The sequence below is a fragment of the Paenibacillus thalictri genome, from assembly GCF_004307995.1.
Taxonomy (GTDB): Bacteria; Bacillota; Bacilli; order Paenibacillales; family NBRC-103111; genus Paenibacillus_AF; species Paenibacillus_AF thalictri.
Genome location: NZ_SIRE01000026.1, coordinates 85,755 through 103,202 on the forward strand (window position 1 = coordinate 85,755; position 17,448 = coordinate 103,202).

The 17,448-nt window shown below is 54.2% G+C and carries 11 protein-coding genes; 9 read left to right on the plus strand and 2 right to left on the minus strand.

The genetic code is table 11. From position 1 onward, the window contains the following. Positions 1 to 741 precede the first annotated feature (741 nt). The 4 genes from pheS to EYB31_RS30535 all read left to right on the plus strand — a co-directional run bounded on the left by pheS (position 742) and on the right by EYB31_RS30535 (position 10,076). Entirely contained in the window at positions 742 to 1,776 is a 1,035-nt protein-coding gene (gene pheS / locus EYB31_RS30520) for a phenylalanine--tRNA ligase subunit alpha (RefSeq protein ID WP_131017277.1), read from the plus strand. A gap of 20 nt (positions 1,777 to 1,796) precedes the next feature. Then, positions 1,797 to 4,229: a phenylalanine--tRNA ligase subunit beta gene (pheT, locus tag EYB31_RS30525; RefSeq protein WP_131017278.1), complete on the plus strand. Its 2,433-nt coding sequence runs from the start codon at positions 1,797 to 1,799 to the stop codon at positions 4,227 to 4,229. A gap of 416 nt (positions 4,230 to 4,645) precedes the next feature. Beyond that, positions 4,646 to 9,451: a cell division protein ZapA gene (locus EYB31_RS30530; RefSeq protein WP_131017279.1), complete on the plus strand. Its 4,806-nt coding sequence runs from the start codon at positions 4,646 to 4,648 to the stop codon at positions 9,449 to 9,451. A 46-nt stretch (positions 9,452 to 9,497) separates the two neighbouring features. Then, complete coding sequence (locus EYB31_RS30535; protein WP_131017280.1) at positions 9,498 to 10,076, plus strand: CvpA family protein; 579 nt, start codon at positions 9,498 to 9,500, stop codon at positions 10,074 to 10,076. Positions 10,077 to 10,212: 136 nt separating this feature from the next. Here the strand turns inward: EYB31_RS30535 and EYB31_RS30540 are convergent, their stop codons facing one another. Beyond that, positions 10,213 to 10,593 carry a cupredoxin domain-containing protein gene (locus EYB31_RS30540; protein WP_131017281.1) on the minus strand — a complete coding sequence of 127 codons (381 nt, stop codon included), beginning with the start codon at positions 10,591 to 10,593 and terminating at the stop codon, positions 10,213 to 10,215. Positions 10,594 to 10,829: 236 nt separating this feature from the next. Continuing rightward, positions 10,830 to 11,195, minus strand: a complete 366-nt coding sequence (locus EYB31_RS30545) for a phage holin family protein (protein WP_131017282.1) — start codon at positions 11,193 to 11,195, stop codon at positions 10,830 to 10,832. Positions 11,196 to 11,381: 186 nt separating this feature from the next. Here EYB31_RS30545 and EYB31_RS30550 point away from each other — a divergent pair, with 186 nt between their 5' ends. The 5 genes from EYB31_RS30550 to EYB31_RS30570 all read left to right on the plus strand — a co-directional run bounded on the left by EYB31_RS30550 (position 11,382) and on the right by EYB31_RS30570 (position 17,382). After that, a complete protein-coding gene (locus EYB31_RS30550; RefSeq protein WP_420819486.1) occupies positions 11,382 to 13,748 on the plus strand; it encodes an endonuclease MutS2 in 2,367 nt (788 codons plus the stop codon). Positions 13,749 to 13,887: 139 nt separating this feature from the next. Then, positions 13,888 to 14,565 carry a PspA/IM30 family protein gene (locus EYB31_RS30555; RefSeq protein ID WP_131017284.1) on the plus strand — a complete coding sequence of 226 codons (678 nt, stop codon included), beginning with the start codon at positions 13,888 to 13,890 and terminating at the stop codon, positions 14,563 to 14,565. Between the two features lie 149 nt (positions 14,566 to 14,714). Beyond that, positions 14,715 to 15,113: a DUF350 domain-containing protein gene (locus EYB31_RS30560; protein ID WP_420819487.1), complete on the plus strand. Its 399-nt coding sequence runs from the start codon at positions 14,715 to 14,717 to the stop codon at positions 15,111 to 15,113. A gap of 325 nt (positions 15,114 to 15,438) precedes the next feature. Next, entirely contained in the window at positions 15,439 to 15,921 is a 483-nt protein-coding gene (locus EYB31_RS30565) for a hypothetical protein (protein ID WP_131017286.1), read from the plus strand. A 177-nt stretch (positions 15,922 to 16,098) separates the two neighbouring features. Next, positions 16,099 to 17,382 carry an MFS transporter gene (locus EYB31_RS30570; protein WP_131017331.1) on the plus strand — a complete coding sequence of 428 codons (1,284 nt, stop codon included), beginning with the start codon at positions 16,099 to 16,101 and terminating at the stop codon, positions 17,380 to 17,382. The last annotated feature ends 66 nt before the right edge of the window (positions 17,383 to 17,448 follow it).

Sequence of the window (17,448 nt, forward strand, 5' to 3'; positions counted from 1 at the left end):
ATTAATCGCGTTAAAGCCATTAACTCCCTATTGTTAATGGTCCGAAACCATCCAAACGATCTGAAGTCATTGCGTGATAACAATTGGAGTCGCTTTTATCATTAACCAGACAACATTGTCTAGAGCAACTGCCCAGCACCAATATGAAACCAATATGAAAGTCCGCTTGCATTCCTGACGTGGTTTGCATATAATACTTTTTAATTAGCATAGCGACAAATGCGTTGACGGAGAAAAGTACGCAGTGCCTCTTTACAGGGAGAAGCCGGCCGGAGATTGAGAGCCGCTTCACAGAAACAGGCTGCCGAAGTTCGCTCCCGAGCAGTCCCTTGAACCCGCGGCGACGCCGCCGGCAAGTAGGGGGAACCGGAATCATTTCCGTTATGGGCAATGAAGTGAGGACCTGTCCGCCAGTAAGCGGGCCGCTCATTTTTATGGGAGAATACTTATGATATAAGTATTCTTTATAAATGGGCATTGGTTCTAACAAGGGTGGTACCGCGAGCTTGTTCGTCCCTTACCGAGGGATGGGCAGGTTTTTTTGCGTGGATTTTTAAACAAGGGTCACAAAAAGTTTTACCGCAAGGAACAAAGGGAAAGCCCAACACAAGCTTACGAAGCAAGTTTTCCCAAAGGGAAAACTTAGTACACGCTTACGAAGAAAGCTTTTCCCAAGGGAAAAGCTCAGCAAAGCTTACGAAGAAAGTTTTCCCAAAGGGAAAACTTTAAGGAGGTCAAAACATGAAGGACAAATTGGAAGCATTAAAGCAGGAGGCGCTGCGTGAGCTGGAGCAAGTCCAAAGCCAGCAGCAGCTCGCCGAACTGCGGGTCAAGTATTTGGGCAAAAAAGGGCCGATCACCGAAGTGCTGCGCGGCATGGGCGCGTTAAGCGCCGAAGAGCGTCCGATCATCGGGCAGGTCGCCAACGATGTGCGCGCTGCGATCGAAGAGGTGATTGAAGCAAAGCAGGCTGCGTATCAGCAAGCCGAAACGGCAAACCGTCTGAAGGCGGAAACGATTGACGTGACGCTGCCGGGCAGACTGAATGCGCAAGGCGCGTTGCATCCGCTGACGAAGGTCATTCAGGACATCGAGGACATTTTTATCGGCATGGGTTATACGGTGTCCGAAGGTCCCGAGGTGGAGCAGGATTACTACAACTTCGAAGCGTTAAACCTGCCGAAAAACCATCCGGCCCGCGACATGCAGGATTCGTTTTACATTACCGACGAAATTCTCATGAGAACCCATACGTCCCCGGTACAGGTGCGCACGATGGAAAAAATGAAAGGCGCCGTGCCGGTCAAAATCATCTGCCCGGGTAAAGTGTACCGCCGCGATGACGACGATGCGACCCATTCGCATATGTTTACGCAAATTGAAGGGCTTGTTATCGACCGCAATATCCGCATGAGCGACCTGAAGGGCACCTTGCTGCAATTCGTGCAGGAGATGTTCGGCAAGCAGACGAAAATCCGCATGCGTCCGAGCTTTTTCCCGTTCACGGAGCCAAGCGCCGAAGTGGATGTCAGCTGTATGATGTGCGGTGGCAGCGGCTGCCGGACGTGCAAGCAAACCGGCTGGCTGGAAATTTTGGGCTCCGGTATGGTGCATCCGCGTGTGCTGGAGATGGCCGGTTACGATCCTGAAGTGTACAGCGGTTTCGCTTTCGGTATGGGCGTCGAGCGTATTGCGATGCTGAAATACGGCATTGAAGATATTCGTCATTTTTATACGAATGACCTTCGTTTCTTGAAGCAGTTCGTTCATTTGTAAGAGAGGGGAGTGTTGAAGCGATGAAAGTATCTTATTTATGGTTGTCCCAATATGTGGACGTTAACGGATATACGGCGGCTGAGCTGGCGGAAAAGCTGACGCGCAGCGGCATTGAGGTCGATATCGTGGAAAGCCGCAACAAAGGCGTGGTAAACGTCGTTGTTGGTTATGTGAAATCGCGGGAAAAACATCCCGATGCGGATAAGCTGAGCGTTTGTATCGTGGACGCGGGCCAAGGCGAAGATTTGCAAATCGTCTGCGGCGCGAAAAATGTAGCGGCAGGCCAAAAGGTGCCCGTAGCGCTTGTCGGCGCGAAGCTGCCGGACGGTCTGGTAATCAAACGCGCGAAGCTGCGCGGCGTTGAATCGCAAGGCATGATTTGCTCGGCGAAGGAGCTTGGCTTAAATGACAGGTTGCTGCCGAAGGAAATCCAGGAAGGCATTCTGGTGCTGCCGGAAGATACGCAAGTCGGCCAAAGCATTCTTGATGTGCTGGCGATCAACGACGAGGTGTTGGATCTCGATCTGACGCCGAACCGTTCGGACGCACTTAGCATGCTGGGTGCGGCTTACGAAATCGCCGCCATTCTCGGACGCGAAGTCAAACTGCCCGATGCGGAAGCGGGACTTAGCGGAAGTTCCGTGAAAGCTGCGGACAAAATCGGCGTATCGATCACGGCAAAAGAGCAGTGCTCGCATTATGCGGCCCGCCTGATCGAAGGCGTAAAGATCGGCGTTTCGCCGCTTTGGATGCAAAACCGGCTGATGGCTGCGGGCATCCGCCCAATCAACAACATCGTTGACATCACGAACTATGTGATGCTGGAATACGGCCAACCGCTTCATGCGTTTGACGCGGATAAGCTGGAAAACGGGCGCATCGACGTGAGAATGGCGCTGCCGGACGAAAAGCTGGTCACGCTGGACGATGTCGAGCGCACGCTGGAACCGCATATGCTGCTCATTACGGACGGCACAAAACCTGTAGCTGTCGCCGGTGTGATGGGCGGAGCGAACTCCGAAGTCACAGAGAGCACAACGCGCATTTTGCTGGAATCGGCCAAATTTGACGGCGGCTCCGTGCGCAAAACGTCGCGCCAGCTGGGGCTTCGTTCCGAAGCGAGCTTGCGTTTTGAGAAGGAAGTGAACCCGGAGGCGGTCATTCCTGCGCTGAACCGTGCGGCGTCGTTAATGGCGCAATATGCCGGGGGGCAAGTGGCTGAAGGTATTGTGGAGGCGGCAACGCAGCAGTTCAAGCCGGTGTCGATCGCCATTACGGCCGACCGCATTAACGATTATTTGGGCACCGCTTTATCTGTGGATGAAGTGAAGCAAATTTTTGCACGGCTGCATTTTTCCGTTAGCGAAGAGACGAATGGCCTATTGACTGTTCATGTGCCAAGCCGGCGCGGCGACATCACCCGAGCTGTGGACTTGATTGAGGAAGTGGCTCGTCTGTACGGCTACGATAATATTCCGACAACGCTGATGAGCGGTGTTACTACACCCGGCTCGCTTACCAAGGAGCAGCTGGTGCGCCGCATTGCCAGACAACTGCTGACGGCCAGCGGTCTGCATGAGGTCGTGACATACACGTTTACGCATCCGAATACGATCAGTGAATTTTCCGGGGCGTTTAAAGGCACCCATCCTGTCGCCTTGTCGATGCCGATGAGCGAAGACCGCAGCACGCTGCGCACCAGCCTGGTGCCGCATCTGCTTGATGTGGTCAGCTATAACCGCAACCGGAATCAAGACGATGTCGCGGTGTTCGAGATCGGCAAAGCATTTTTGACACAGCAAACGGCCCTGACCGAGCTGCCCGAGGAACGCTTGCTGCTGTCGGCGGTGATTACCGGTAAACGCCATGACGTGCATTGGTCGGGCAAAGCCGGATCGGTTGATTTTTACGACCTGAAAGGCGTGCTGGAAAATGTGGTCGGTTATCTCGGAATCAACGGGGTGACGTATGCGGCGGCTCAGCCGGAAGGGTACCACCCGGGACGTACGGCGGAGATTCGTCTAGACGGCAAAGTGCTCGGGTACTTGGGACAACTTCATCCGGCGCTGCAGCAAACAAAAGATTTGGACGACACGTATGTGTTCGAGATCGAACTGCAGCCGCTTGTGGAACAAGCAAACAGAAACATCACGTATACCGCGCTGCCGCGTTACCCGTCCATCGGGCGCGATATGGCGCTTGTCGTGGGAACTTCGGTGCCTGTAGCGGACATTACGGCAAAAGCCAAAGAAGTGGCGGGCAGCTTGCTTGAGTCGATCGGGGTGTTTGACCTGTACACCGGCGAACGTCTGGGAGCTGATAAAAAGAGCGTTGCGTTCTCGCTTGTATACCGGACTCCGGAGCGCACTTTGACCGACGAAGAGGTCAGCGAACTGCATGCCAAGGTCGTTGAAGCTATCGAAACGGCATTTGGCGCGGAGCTCAGAAAATAGACAAAACTATGTAAACATACAGCAGGAAAAGAGGCTTTCCGTATCGAATCTCTATGGATACGGAGGGCCTTTTTTCCTATTTCAAAAATTGTTCAAGGGACGGGCCTTCGAAATGATTAGGTTAGAAGGACAATTCTAGTAAAAGTGCGAGTTCAAAAAGTCGGCTTTTCAGCACCGAGGCTGGTCGTTTGCCTGACGGCGAATTGCTCGCCCATGCAACCAGGAAGTTTACGAGAAGCTGAAGAAGGAGGAGCGGAATGTAGGCAAAACCTACATGAGCACCGGACTTCGAAGGTGAACGCAAGATTCGATGCCAATTCGCTTCCCGGCTTGCTTCGTGATCAAAAGACGAATTTTTGAACAACCCCTAAAATAGCGTTACCCCGACATGAGGTAGAAGGGAGTACTGACCTAAAGTGAGCGCAGAAGACAAAATTCGGTTAAACGTCGATATATACGGAACTCAGTACAAGCTGGTGGGCAGTACAAGCAACAGCCCCCATTACATGAAAAAAATCGCCGCTCACGTCAATGAGCAAATGCATCATATCGCCCGTGGCAACGATCGCCTTGATTCCCAGCGAATCGCGGTGTTGGCGGCTGTCAATATGGCGGATGAATTTTTCAAGCTGCAGCGGGATATCGATCAATTGCAAGACCATTTGCGTCAAGAGCTGGAGCTGCAGAAGGCGGAATTCCAGCAGGAGTTTAACCGTTCGCGCGATGCGTTGACGGCGGAAGTTGCCGCGGCGCGCGAGGAAGCCGAGCAGGCGGTTCAAGAGGCTGTGCAGCGCGTCACGGATGAGCAGGCCGCTGCATTGGCGACAGCACGCGAAGCGGCGGAGCAAGCAATGCGCGAGCGGGAAGCGGCGCAACGCGAGGCGCAGGAACGCAGCGCGGCGCTCGCTGCGAAGCATGCAGCCGCGCTAGCGGAAGCGCAGGCGGAGCTGGAGCAGATACGCGAAGCGCACGCGCAAGAGCAGGCGGCGCGGGAAGCGATGCAGCTGGCGTCGGAGGAGCAAGCGGCGGCGCTGGCGGAGACGCGAGTGGAGCTGGAGCTGGCGCAGAGCCTGCTCGCGGAGGAGCTGGAACGCGTAAGCGAGCAGCATGCGGCCGAGCTGGCAGCGGCGCAAGAAGCCGCGCAGCAAGCAGCGCGTGAGCGGGAAGCGGCGCAACGCGAGGCGCAGGAGCGCAGCGCGGCGCTCGCCGCGGAGCATGCAGCCGCGTTAGCGGAAGTGCAGGCGGAGCTGGAGCGGGTGCGTCAAGAGCGTGCAGCCGCACTAGCGGAAGTGCAGACAGAGCTGGAGCAGACGCGTCAAGAGCGTGCGGCCCTGCTAGAGGAAGCGCATCAGGCGGCCGAACAAGCGGCAAGCGAGCTGAAGTCGCTGCAGCAGTCGTTGGCGGAACAGGCGTCGGCGTTAAAGGAAACAAAAGAAGAGTTGGAGTTCCTGCAGGAACTCCGCGAAGAAGAGCTGGCGCAGGCCCGCTCGGCGGCGGAACAAGCTATGCGCGAGCAAGAGGCGGCGAAGCAGGCTGCAGAAGAGCAAGGAGCGGTGCTGGCGGAACAAGCAGCAGCCCTTGCGGCAGCGCAGGCGGAACTGAAGCGTGTTCAAGACACGATGTCGGCGGAACTGAGTGCTGCGCGTGAACTGCATGCGGTGGAGCTGGCAGCGGCGCAAGAAACCGCGCAGCAAGCAGTGCGCGAGCGGGAAACGGCGCAACGCGAGGCGCAGGAACGCAGCGCGGCCCTTGCTGCGGAGCATGCGGCAGCGCTAGCGGAGAAGCATGCGGAGTTGGAGCTGATGCAGGGCCTGCACGGCGAAGAGCAAGAGCGGATTCGTCAAGAGCACGCAGCCGTGTTGGCGGCAGCGCATCAAGCGGCCGAGCAAGCGGCAAGTGAGCTGAAGTCGTTGCAGCAGTCCTCAGCGGAACAGGCGTCGGCGTTAAAGGAAACAAAAGAAGAGCTGGAGTTCCTGCAGGAGCTTCGCGAAGAAGAATTGGCGCAAGCCCGCTCGGCAGCGGAACAAGCGGCGCGCGAACAAGAGGCGGCGAAGCAGGCTGCAGAAGAGCAGGGAGCTGCGCTGGCGGAACAAGCAGCGGCCCTTGCGGCAGCGCAAGCGGAGCTGATAACCACCAGAGAGACATTGTCGGCGGAGCTGAGTGCCGCGCGTGAGCTGCATGCGCAGGAGCAGGCGGCACAACGCGAAGCGCAGGGACGCGGCGAGGCGCTCATTGCGGAGCAGGAAGCAGCGTTAGCGGAAACGCGAGCGGAGCTGGAGCGTGTAATCAAGCGGCATGCCGCTGAACTGGCGGCGGCGCGTGAAGCGGTAGAGCAAGCTGCTCGCGAACGTGAAGCGGAGCAGCGCGAGGCGCAGGAACACAGCGCGGCGCTCACCGCGGAGCACGCGGCGGTGCTGGCGGAGAAGCAAGCGGAGCTGGAGCTAGTGCAGGAACTCCACGTGGAGGAGCTGGAGCGCGTAATCAAGCGGCATGCTGCTGAACTCGCGGCGGCGCGTGAAGCAGCCGAGCAAACCGCTCGCGAACGTGAAGCGGAACAGCGCGAGGCGCAGGAACGCAGCGCGGTACACGCCGCGGAGCACGCGGCGGTGCTAGCGGAGAAGCAGGCGGAGCTGGAGCTGGCGCAGGAACGCAGTGCGGCATACGCCGCGGAGCACGCGGCGGCACTAGCGGAGAAGCAGGCGGAGCTGGAACTGGCGCAGGAACGCAGTGCGGCACTCGTCGCGGAGCAAGAGGCGGCGCTGGCGGAGAAGCAGGCGGAGCTGGAGCTGCTGCAAGGTATGCACGGCGAGGAGCAAGAGCGGCTTCGTCAAGAGCACGCAGCCGCATTAGCGGCAGCACATCAAGCGGCCGAACAAACGGCAAGCGAGCTGAAGTCGCTGCAGCAATCGTTAGCGGAACAGGCAGCGGCGTTAAAGGAAACAAAAGAAGAGTTGGAGTTCCTGCAGGAGCTGCGCGAAGAAGAGCTGGCGCAAGCCCGCTCGGCAGCGGAACAAGCTGCGCGCGAACAAGAGGCGGCGAAGCTGGCCGCTGAAGAGCAAGCTGCGGCGCTCGCGGAACAAGCAGCGGTCCTTGCGGCAGCGCAGGCGGAGTTGACACGCACTCGAGACACGATGGCGGCGGAGCTGAATGCTGCGCGTGAGCTGCATGCACAAGAGCAGTTGGCGCGTGAGGCGGAGCAGCGCGAGGCGCAGGAACGCAGCGCGGCGCTCGCAGCGGGTCATGCGGCAGCGCTTTCGGAGGCGCAAGCGGAGCTGGAGCGTATTCGCGAGACGATGACTAGCGAGTTGGCCGAAGCGCAGCGGTTGCATTTGCAGGAACAAACCGCTCTGGAAGCGGTGCTGCGGAACGCAGAAGAGCAAGCCGTCGCGCTTCTGGAATCGCAGGAGAAATTGGAGCTGACTCTGGGACAGCAAACCGAAGAGCTGGAGCGGTTGCGCGAGAAACATGCGCTGGAATTGGCGGCTGCCCACGAAACGGCTGAGCGGACATTACGCGAACTCGAGACGGCAAAACAAAAAGCCGAGCAGACGGAACTTGATTATAAAGCGGTACAGCAAGCGTTGGCCGACCAGACGGCAGTTTTAAATGAAACCAAATCCGAACTTGAATTTATGCAAGAGCTGCATGAAGAAGAGCTGGCGCAAACCCGGGCAGCGGCGGAACAAGCGGCAAACGAACGAGAAGCTGCAATGCGGCTTGCTGCGGAGCAAAGCGCTGAACTTGAGAAGCAGGCTGCTGCATTATCCGAAGGGCAGGCGAATTTGGAACGGTTACGCGAGCTTTATGAGCGGGAGCAGGCGGCTCGTGAAGCTGAGCAGCGCGAAGCGCAGGAACGCAGTGCAGCCCTCGCCGCAGAGCATACGACGGCGTTGGCGGAGCTGCAGTCACAGCTGGAAATTCATATCGATGAACTGAAGCAAACACGTCAAAATGCCGAGCAAGCGGAGGAGCAACGCCAAGAAGTGCAGCGAATGCTGGATGAGCAGGCTGCTGCATTGAATATATCCAGATCGGAGCTGGCTGTAGTTCGCAGAGCTTTGGAACAGGCAATCGGCGAGCAAGATAAGCTGAAGCAAACCGCCCAAGAGCAAAGTGCTGCACTTGCGGAGCAAATTGCCCTTCTCGCCGAGCAAACCGCTGCGCTTGCCGCCGCTCAGTCCGAGCTGAAGCAACGTGAAGATGAGCTGGCGCAAGCACACACAGCGGCTGAGCAAGCAACACGCGAGCAAGCGGCGGAACTTGCCAAACAAGCCGCCGCGCTGACGGAAGCCAAAGCCGAGCTGGAATTCATGCAGGAACTGCACGAAGAGGAATTGGCTCAGCTGCGCGAAGAAGCGGCAAAAACCGCACGCGAGCAAGAAGCAGCCAAGCAAGCTGTGGAAAAACAGCATGCATCGGCGCTGGCGGAGCAAGCGGCAGCTTTGGCGGAAACGGCAGATGCGCTTGAACATCTGCGCGCCCAACAAGCAAACGAGCTGGAAGGATACCGCAAGGCGTCTCAACAGCTTGAAACAGCGTTATCGGAGGCCAAATTGCAGTTGGAGCGCGTGAGCGATGCCTATGCTGTCGAATTGGTGGAGACAAGAGTCGAGCTTGAGAAGTCCAACGAGCTGCATGCTGCGGAACTCGCACGGGTTAGGGAGGCTGCGGAGCAGGCGACGCGTGAATACGAAGCGGCCAAGCTCGCTAACGACCAACAGACCACAGCGCTTTATGAAGCCAATGAGGAACTGGAAGCGGCCAAGCGCAAGCTGGAAGAAGAAACGCTTCGTCTTCGCGAGGCGATGGAAAGCGAAAGCATGCATTGGGAAACGGCGCACGCGCGCCAGCGTCAAGAGCTGGAGAGACTGAAAGCTTCTTGGGAACAGCAGCGGGTTCAGCTGCAAGCCGAGCAGGAACGGGTCTCCGAGCGCATACTTGAACTGAATAAAGAGCTTGCCGAAGAACGTGAACGTACACAAACACAAGCCGAAACCGTTCAGGAGGCATATGAGCGTATTCGCCGGCTGGACTCGGAAGTCCGCGAATTGACCGAGAACGAGCAGCAATTGCAGCAGCAGCTTATTCAGGAACAGCAGCAGCGCGAGCAGTTGCTGGCCCATGAAAGAGCAGTTTCCGGCGAATATGAGAGCTTACAAGACGAATACAAAAAACTGCAGGAAGAATTCAATGAATGGATTAATCTGATCGATGAGAATTAACGCTGCACAGAATGTTATCACCATATCTCAGAGGTTTTTATAATCGATGGAAACCATACATCAACTGAATGGTTTGGATTGGGCGATCGCGGTAGCTGTACTTTTAGGAGTGGTGCTGGGGTATACCCGGGGGCTGATCAGCCAGCTGATCTCGATCGCCAGTTTATTTATTGCCTACGTGGTAGCGATCAAATGGTACGGCGATTTTGCTCCGGCCATCGGCCGGATGGTGACGATGCCGTCCGCCGCGGCGTCGCCGAACCTCGATTTTGTAGTAAAAGGTCTGAATTTGGATGTATACATGACCAATGCAATCGCGTTTGCAATATTATTTTTCGGTACCAAAATCGCTTTTGCGGTCATCGGCAAAGTCTTGCATGTATTTACTTCGCTCCCCGGTATCAAAAGCATCAATAAAACGGCGGGCAGCGCGCTTGGTTTGATCGAGGCGATAGTGCTTGTTGTGGTAGCGGTCAATGTGATGACGATTATTCCCAACGAACAGATACAGCAATTTCTCAAGCGGTCGACCATGGCTCCGTATGTGATTAATGAAGCGCCGGTCATCGCCGGCAAACTTCATGAGATGTGGCAGACCCGCCAGGCACACGAAAAAACGACATAAGCCAACCAGAATCCAATATCGTTCCGGTATAAAAAAGAAGCCTCCAAGCCCGCCACGTGATGTACGTTGCAGCTTGGAGGCTTCTGCCATGATGGAGCTGATTCAAGCTCCGGCTTGAGTGCCGGTGCAGTAATGGTTATGCTTCCACAATCAGCTTGGATTTCATATTGATGTGGCCGGAACCGCAAGGAAGGGTACAGACGATTTCGTAAGTTCCTTCTTTGTCTGCTTTGAAGGTTTGGCTTTTGCCGCCCTCCAGCTTGACGTTAAGGCCTTTGATTTCAACAGCGTGCATGCCTTGTTTGTTGTCGAGCGAGACTTTGATATCCTGTCCTTTTTTAACATGGTATTCTGTTTTGTCAAACTGGAAGTTCGTTGCTTCCAGTTTAAGCTCTTGTGCCGAACCGCCCGCCGCACCGGCTGCGGAACCACTTGCAGGAGCAGCTTCTTTGCCGCCGCACGCCGACAACGCGATGACGACAGTAACCGCCATAACAAACATCATTAATTTCTTCATGTATAATCCCCTCCGGATATAATAAATATTGTTTCCAGTATTTATCATACATCTTGTGAGGGAATATTGCAGTGACGAACCGTTGACAAAGCGATGAAGGCTTCGTGAATAATCGTTGGAACTGTGAAGCAAATCACGGTAATTTTTTCTTAGATGTATATGTCAACGCGAGAAAAGACCAGCAGCCCTTGCAAGAGGAGTGCCGGTCTTCCGCATACTTTCCATTACCACTTCGGTCATTTGCGCTTGCGATCGTCGGTAAACTGTTCAAAAGGTGTTTTTACCGGGATAAACAAGTCGATAATGCCAATCACCAACGCGGCAAGGATGGCGCCGATGATGCTTGTTTTCATTCCGGTAACGATAAACTGAGCCAGCCAGATCACCAGGGCGCTGGTCAAAAAGCCAACGATGCCGCGGCCAAACGGAGTGATTTTTCTACCGAAGATGCCTTCAATAATATAAGCCGCAACGGCAATTACCAAAGCAAGGAAAAATGCGCTCCAAAATCCTCCGACCTGAAAGGCAGGCACGATAAAACTTACGATCATCAGCACGACCGCCGATACGATGAACCGGACAATATGTCCCAAAATATGCATATTACGCTCCTCCTGTTCGCTTTCCGGTATTTGTGCAGCTAACAAGACATAGTATCCCACCGGAAAAAACGATTATAAGCAACAATATTGTCCATTGATTGCCTGTTCGCCGGGCGACTGTATAGCTAATCTTTAAGCCTTTGGATATAATAGACAATGACAAGACAAGGAGAGAAGGTTTCAAGGTTGGACCCGAAAATATTAACGACGCTGGATTTTCCGGCCATTTTACATACACTTGCCCATCATGCGGCAACATCGCTTGGCAAGGAGCTTGCCGAGCATCTGAAGCCAAGCGGCGATTTTGAAGAAGTGAAAACAAGGCTGCAAGCAACCGACGAGGCGGCTAACGTAGACAGGCTGAAAGGAGGCGCTCCGTTCGGCGGCATCCGCGACATTAAGGCGCCTCTCCATCGGGCCCGGATCGGAGGTATGCTGAATACGACCGAACTGCTTGATATTGCCAATACGATCATGGGGGGCCGGCGGCTTGCCAAGTTTTTGGCCTCGACCCATGAGGAATATGAGATTCCGCTGCTGCTTGGTTTAACCGAACGGCTGACGGACCACAAGCAAGTGGAGGACGCCATCAAGCTGTGCATCGACGAGAACGCCCAGGTGTTGGACAGCGCAAGCCCCGAGCTAGCCCGCATCCGGCAGGAGCTAAAGACCAACGAAACCCGGGCCAGAGACAGGCTGGAGCAGATGGTCCGCACCCCTTCCATTCAAAAAATGCTGCAGGACAACTTGGTGACCATCCGCAACGACAGATACGTCATTCCGGTCAAGCAGGAATACCGCGGCCACTTCGGCGGCATGATTCACGATCAGTCCGCTTCGGGCGCTACCTTATTCATCGAACCGGAGTCCGTTGTCCAGTTGAACAACAAGCTGCGCGAGCTGTCGCTCAAAGAGCAGGCGGAAGTGGAAAAAATACTGCGCAAACTCACCGCTCAAGTGGGAGAGGTGCATGAAGACCTGCTGATGAATGTGGAAGTGCTGGCCGAACTGGATTTTATTTTCGCCAAGGCCTGTCTTGCCCGCGACCAAAAGGCTACGCTGCCGCGGTTAAACGACCGTGGATTTATTAAAATAAAACGGGGCCGTCATCCGTTGATTTCGCCGGAGAAGGTTGTTCCGCTGGATATCGAGCTGGGCAACCAATACAGCACGATTATCGTAACCGGCCCGAATACGGGGGGGAAAACGGTATCGCTCAAATGTATCGGGCTACTTTCGCTGATGGCGATGTCGGGGCTGTTTGTTCCGGCGGAAGAAGGCAGCCAGCTGTGCGTCTTCGACGCCATTTATGCCGACATCGGGGATGAGCAAAGCATCGAGCAAAGCCTGAGTACATTTTCCAGCCACATGACCAACATCATCCGTATCCTTCGCGAGATGACGCCGAAATCGCTTGTGCTGCTCGACGAGCTTGGCGCAGGGACCGACCCGGCGGAAGGATCGGCGCTTGCAATCGCCTTGCTGGAATACATTCACAAGATGGGCTGCCGCATCGTTGCGACGACCCATTACAGCGAGCTGAAAGCCTATGCTTATGAACGTCAAGGGGTTATTAACGCCAGCATGGAATTTGACGTACAAACGTTAAGACCAACCTACCGGCTGCTCGTTGGCGTTCCTGGCCGCAGTAACGCGTTTGCCATCGCGCAGCGGCTTGGTTTGTCGCGGACCATCATCGAGCATGCCCGCGGCCAAGTCGGCGAAGAGGATCAACGTGTGGAGTCTATGATCGCCACACTCGAGGAGAACCGGCTGACTACGGAAGCTGAGCGGCATACCGCCGAACAGCTAAGGCTTCAGGTGGAAACATTGCGCCGCGAGCTGGAGACAGAACGGCAGAAATTCCGCGACCAGCGCGACAAACTGCTGGAGAAGGCGGAGCGAGACGCCAAGGAAGCTGTAGCCAAGGCGCGGCGGGAAGCGGAAGAGGTCATTACCGAGCTGCGCAGATTGCAGCGCGAGGCGGCCGGCAACGTGAAGGAACATGAGCTGATCGCAGCCCGCAGGAAATTGGATCAAGCAGTGCCTGAGCTGCGCGACAAATCGGCGAAGCAGCAGAAGAAGAAAGCCGACCGCATTGAGCCCGGCGACGAGGTGCTGGTAACCAACCTCGGACAAAAAGGCCATGTCGTCGACATCGTCAGCGAGCATGAAGTAACGGTACAACTCGGGATTATGAAGATGAAGGTGGAGAAGGCGAACCTGGAGCTAATCAAACAAGCTACCGCCGCCAAAAAACAGCAGCCTCCGAAGGCATCTTCGACACTCAAGCGGACAAGGGACGATAATGCGCGGATGGAGCTTGATCTGCGCGGAGCCAACCTGGAGGATGCGCTGATTGAAGTAGACCGGTTTTTGGATGAATCGTTCCTGGCTAATTTTGGCCAGGTGTATATTATTCACGGTAAAGGCACCGGCATTCTGCGCTCGGGAATTCAGGAATATTTACGGAAGCATAAACATATCAAGAGCTATCGGGTCGGCAATTATAACGAAGGCGGAATTGGCGTTACCGTGGTGGAGCTAAAATAATTTGCCGCTTTGAAAATTTTTTTGAAACTCCGGTTGATTTTTAACGTATTTACTTGTGTAACCCCAGGGGACAACAACAGACATATTCATGAAGTCGCAAAAACAATTACATCTTTCATAATTAGGGAGGATTTGACACATGGGTATTTTTAAAAGATTGCGCGATTTGACAATGGCATCGATCAACGATTTGCTGGACAAAGCGGAAGACCCGGTGAAAATGCTGAATCAATTTTTGCTGGACATGGAAGAGGACATTCAGGAAGCCGAAGTTGCGGTAGCCAAGCAAATCGCCGTTGAGAAGAAATTCCAGCAGCAGGTTGAAGAAGCTCAAGACATGGTGAACCGCCGTACCGAGCAGGCGATGAAGGCGCTCGAGCAAAACAACGAAGAGCTTGCCCGCCGCGCGCTGCAGGATAAGAAAGAACATCAGCAGCGTTATGATGAAATGAAGCAGCAGTACGACATCGCGAAGACCAATGCAGATCAACTGCGCAAACAGCTTCAAGAAATGAAAGACGAATTCCACAAAATGAAGCTGAAGAAAGAAACGCTGGTTGCCCGTGCCGAAGCGGCAAAAGCGCAAAAGCAAATCAACCAGGCGATGTCCGGATTCGGTACCGACAATGCGGCTAAAGGTTTTGACCGCATGTCGCAAAAGGTGCTGCAGATGGAAGCTGAAGCGGAAGCAAGCAAGGAACTTCGCTCTTCCAGCCGCACCTTGGACGATGAGCTCGAACAGCTCGGTAAAAACGACGGGGTTGACGATGAGCTCGCCGCTATGAAAGCAAAGCTGGCTGAGAAAAAACAGTCCTAAACAACAGTTGAATATGGTTGAATACAGGAGACTGAGGCCCACACTTCAGTCTCCTGAGCCGTTTGGCGCAAAATGGAAACGTTCTGCGGTCCGTGAGGACCCGAACTGAATAAAGGCAGGGATGATGTTTGAACGAAGAGGTGGATCAAATGCTTGCGAATCCGTATATCGAAACACTGGCTTTTTTCTCTATTGCAGTGCTTGCGCTGATTATTTTCTTGACCATTTTTGAGTTAGTTACCAAATATAACGACTGGGAAGAAATTAAAAAAGGCAATCTGTCTGTGGCGATGGCGACGGGAGGAAAAATTTTCGGGATTTGCAATTTGTTCCGCTTTGCGATTCTGAACAACGATTCGATTCTCCAGTCGCTCATTTGGGCAGGCTACGGCTTCGTTCTGCTGCTGATCGCTTATTTTATATTTGAGTTTCTAACGCCTTATTTCAAAATTGACGAGCAGATTCAACAAGATAACCGCGCGGTTGGCTTTCTGTCTATGGTTATTTCGGTATCGCTTTCGTATGTGGTAGGTGCCAGTGTGACATGAAGTATTTATGGGGAACTTTATTTTTGCTTGCGCTTGTTTTTTTGGGTTGGGGTGTATATTATTTTATTAAATATGCGTAGAGAAAGGTCTGTCCCGAGGCATAAGCCAGGGGCCACTGAACAAGCAGCGGAATGAGCGAAATCATGCTGGAGAAGCGCCGGCGTTCGCCTTTTACCCGAATTTCATCTGCCTTAAGCAGGTACAAATCAAGAAAATTGGGGACAATCGGCGACTCGTAAGTATGATTTGCTCATGCAGCATTCGCTTGTTCAGCGGCCTTCAAGCCAAAGATCAGGCTTTTGTCGATCTTCCGGAGGGAGCTTCAATGGAAACTGAACGTGATACCGTATGTCCTTGGTGCCACACGGAAATTGTATGGGACCCTGAAATCGGTCCCGAAGAAAATTGCCCCCACTGCTATAACGAGCTGGGAGAGTACCGCAGCATCAATCTGACGGTGAAGCAGACCGGTCAGCCGGTTTCCTTCGATGAAGACGACGACGAAGAGGAAGACGAGCTGCTGGATGACGAGGATATTTTTGCTTACGAGGAAACGGTGCAGCGGCTTCTTGACGAACAAGAGGAAACGCCGGAATGTACGTCATGCCATGAATATATGCTCCTGGCCGGCTCGCAAGTGATTGCCGCGGGTACGTTTACTCCGGCTGTGCATGCGTTGATCGCCAAACCGCTGCTTCAGGCGCCTTTTACGATCAAACATTATGTATGCCCGACCTGCTTTAAGGTCGAGCAAATGTTGTCCGAGGAAGCCCGCACGGCCATGATCGACACACTAAAATCTGTCTAGTTATGCGACAAAGGGTACTGTGCCTGAAGCTGGCAATAGTATCCTTTGTTGGTTTTTACCTCATGTTTTTCGCCGCTTGGGGAAGGTTATAAGGGATCGCCCATTAACATTCCATAAATCAGGTGGCTTATGAGCACAAATACTAAACAACGTTCTTCGAATCAAAGTATACGGCAGATGTTCAAGGAGAGGGATCAGGAAGAAACTCGCGATTCAACGGACCATCGTTCCAAAGGCAGCGGCTCGTTGACCGGCCAATCGATGCTGCTGCTCACTGTACACGGCCTTGTTGCCGTCGGCAATGCATTGTCCGGAACATTCGTGAACGTCTACTTGTGGAAAGCCCGTCATGATTATGCGGTTATCGGCTGGTTTACGCTGATTCATCATTTGACGATGGCGCTGACGTTCTGGTTAGCCGGCAAATGGGTCAAAGAACACAACAAAATGAACTGCCTTCGGGCCGGTGTCGGCATATCGGCGTTGTTCTATTTGCTGGTGCTTGTATTGGGGGCGTCCGCGGCCGATTATTACCCGCTGCTGGGGATCGTTCAAGGGATGTCCGCCGGTTTCTTCTGGTTGGCGTTTAATGTTGTGTACTTCGAGGTGACCGATCCTGACAATCGCGACAAATTCAACGGCTGGGCCGGATTGCTTGGTTCCTTGGCAGGGATGATTGCGCCTTGGGTATCGGGCATTCTGATCGTTCGAATGGAAGCGGTGAACGGTTACCGGCTTATATTTACGCTCTCGCTCGTTACGTTCCTTATTGCGATGATATGCAGCTTTTTCTTAAAAAAGCGAAAAGCCGCAGGTCATTACGAATGGCTGCTGACCATCCGCTGCCTCAAGCAGAAGGATACGGAATGGCGCAAGGTATGGCTGGCGCTGATGGCCCAAGGAATTAGGGAAGGCGTATTTGGTTTTATTATTGCGCTGCTTGTCTATATCTCGACGGGAACGGAAATGAAAATCGGCAATTTCTCGCTGATTACGTCTGCGGTGGCGCTGCTGGCTTTCTGGTTATGCGGAAAGCTGCTGAAGCCAAGCTGGCGCAAATGGTCGATGCCGATCGGGGCCATAGCGATGGTTACCGTCATTCTGCCGTTTTTTTGGAAAGTCGATTATACGACACTGCTTATATTCGGTATCGGAGTGGCGATATTTTTTCCGTTGTACACCATCCCTATGACGTCGACCGTATTTGATTTAATCGGCCGGTTCGAGGAAAGTGCGAAGCAACGCGAAGAATACATCGTCATGCGCGAGCTTGGGCTAAACGCCGGCCGGCTGCTGGGTACCTTGGTGTTTACCTTGGTCATTATGCGGACTTCCTCTCCGGCGGCTATGAACTGGCTGCTGCTGGCCATCGGCAGTTCGCCGCTGATCGCCGCTTTCTTCATGCGAAAGCAGCTGCGGCAGCCCGCTTTGCAGTCTCGGCAGGAAGATACGCGCAAGTAAGTCAAAAAGCCACAAACCCGGCCTAGTTCAAGACTTTGCCGGGTTTGGTCTGATGACGGCTGCAAA

Bases quoted from the DNA above. Each gene is read 5' to 3' on its own strand.
- EYB31_RS30565 (WP_131017286.1), top strand. From the start codon at position 15,439: ATGGAAACTGAACGTGATACCGTATGTCCTTGGTGCCACACGGAAATT.
- EYB31_RS30545 (WP_131017282.1), bottom strand. From the start codon at position 11,195: ATGCATATTTTGGGACATATTGTCCGGTTCATCGTATCGGCGGTCGTG.
- pheS (WP_131017277.1), top strand. From the start codon at position 742: ATGAAGGACAAATTGGAAGCATTAAAGCAGGAGGCGCTGCGTGAGCTG.
- EYB31_RS30560 (WP_420819487.1), top strand. From the start codon at position 14,715: ATGCTTGCGAATCCGTATATCGAAACACTGGCTTTTTTCTCTATTGCA.
- EYB31_RS30555 (WP_131017284.1), top strand. From the start codon at position 13,888: ATGGGTATTTTTAAAAGATTGCGCGATTTGACAATGGCATCGATCAAC.
- EYB31_RS30570 (WP_131017331.1), top strand. From the start codon at position 16,099: ATGTTCAAGGAGAGGGATCAGGAAGAAACTCGCGATTCAACGGACCAT.
- EYB31_RS30535 (WP_131017280.1), top strand. From the start codon at position 9,498: ATGGAAACCATACATCAACTGAATGGTTTGGATTGGGCGATCGCGGTA.
- pheT (WP_131017278.1), top strand. From the start codon at position 1,797: ATGAAAGTATCTTATTTATGGTTGTCCCAATATGTGGACGTTAACGGA.
- EYB31_RS30540 (WP_131017281.1), bottom strand. From the start codon at position 10,593: ATGAAGAAATTAATGATGTTTGTTATGGCGGTTACTGTCGTCATCGCG.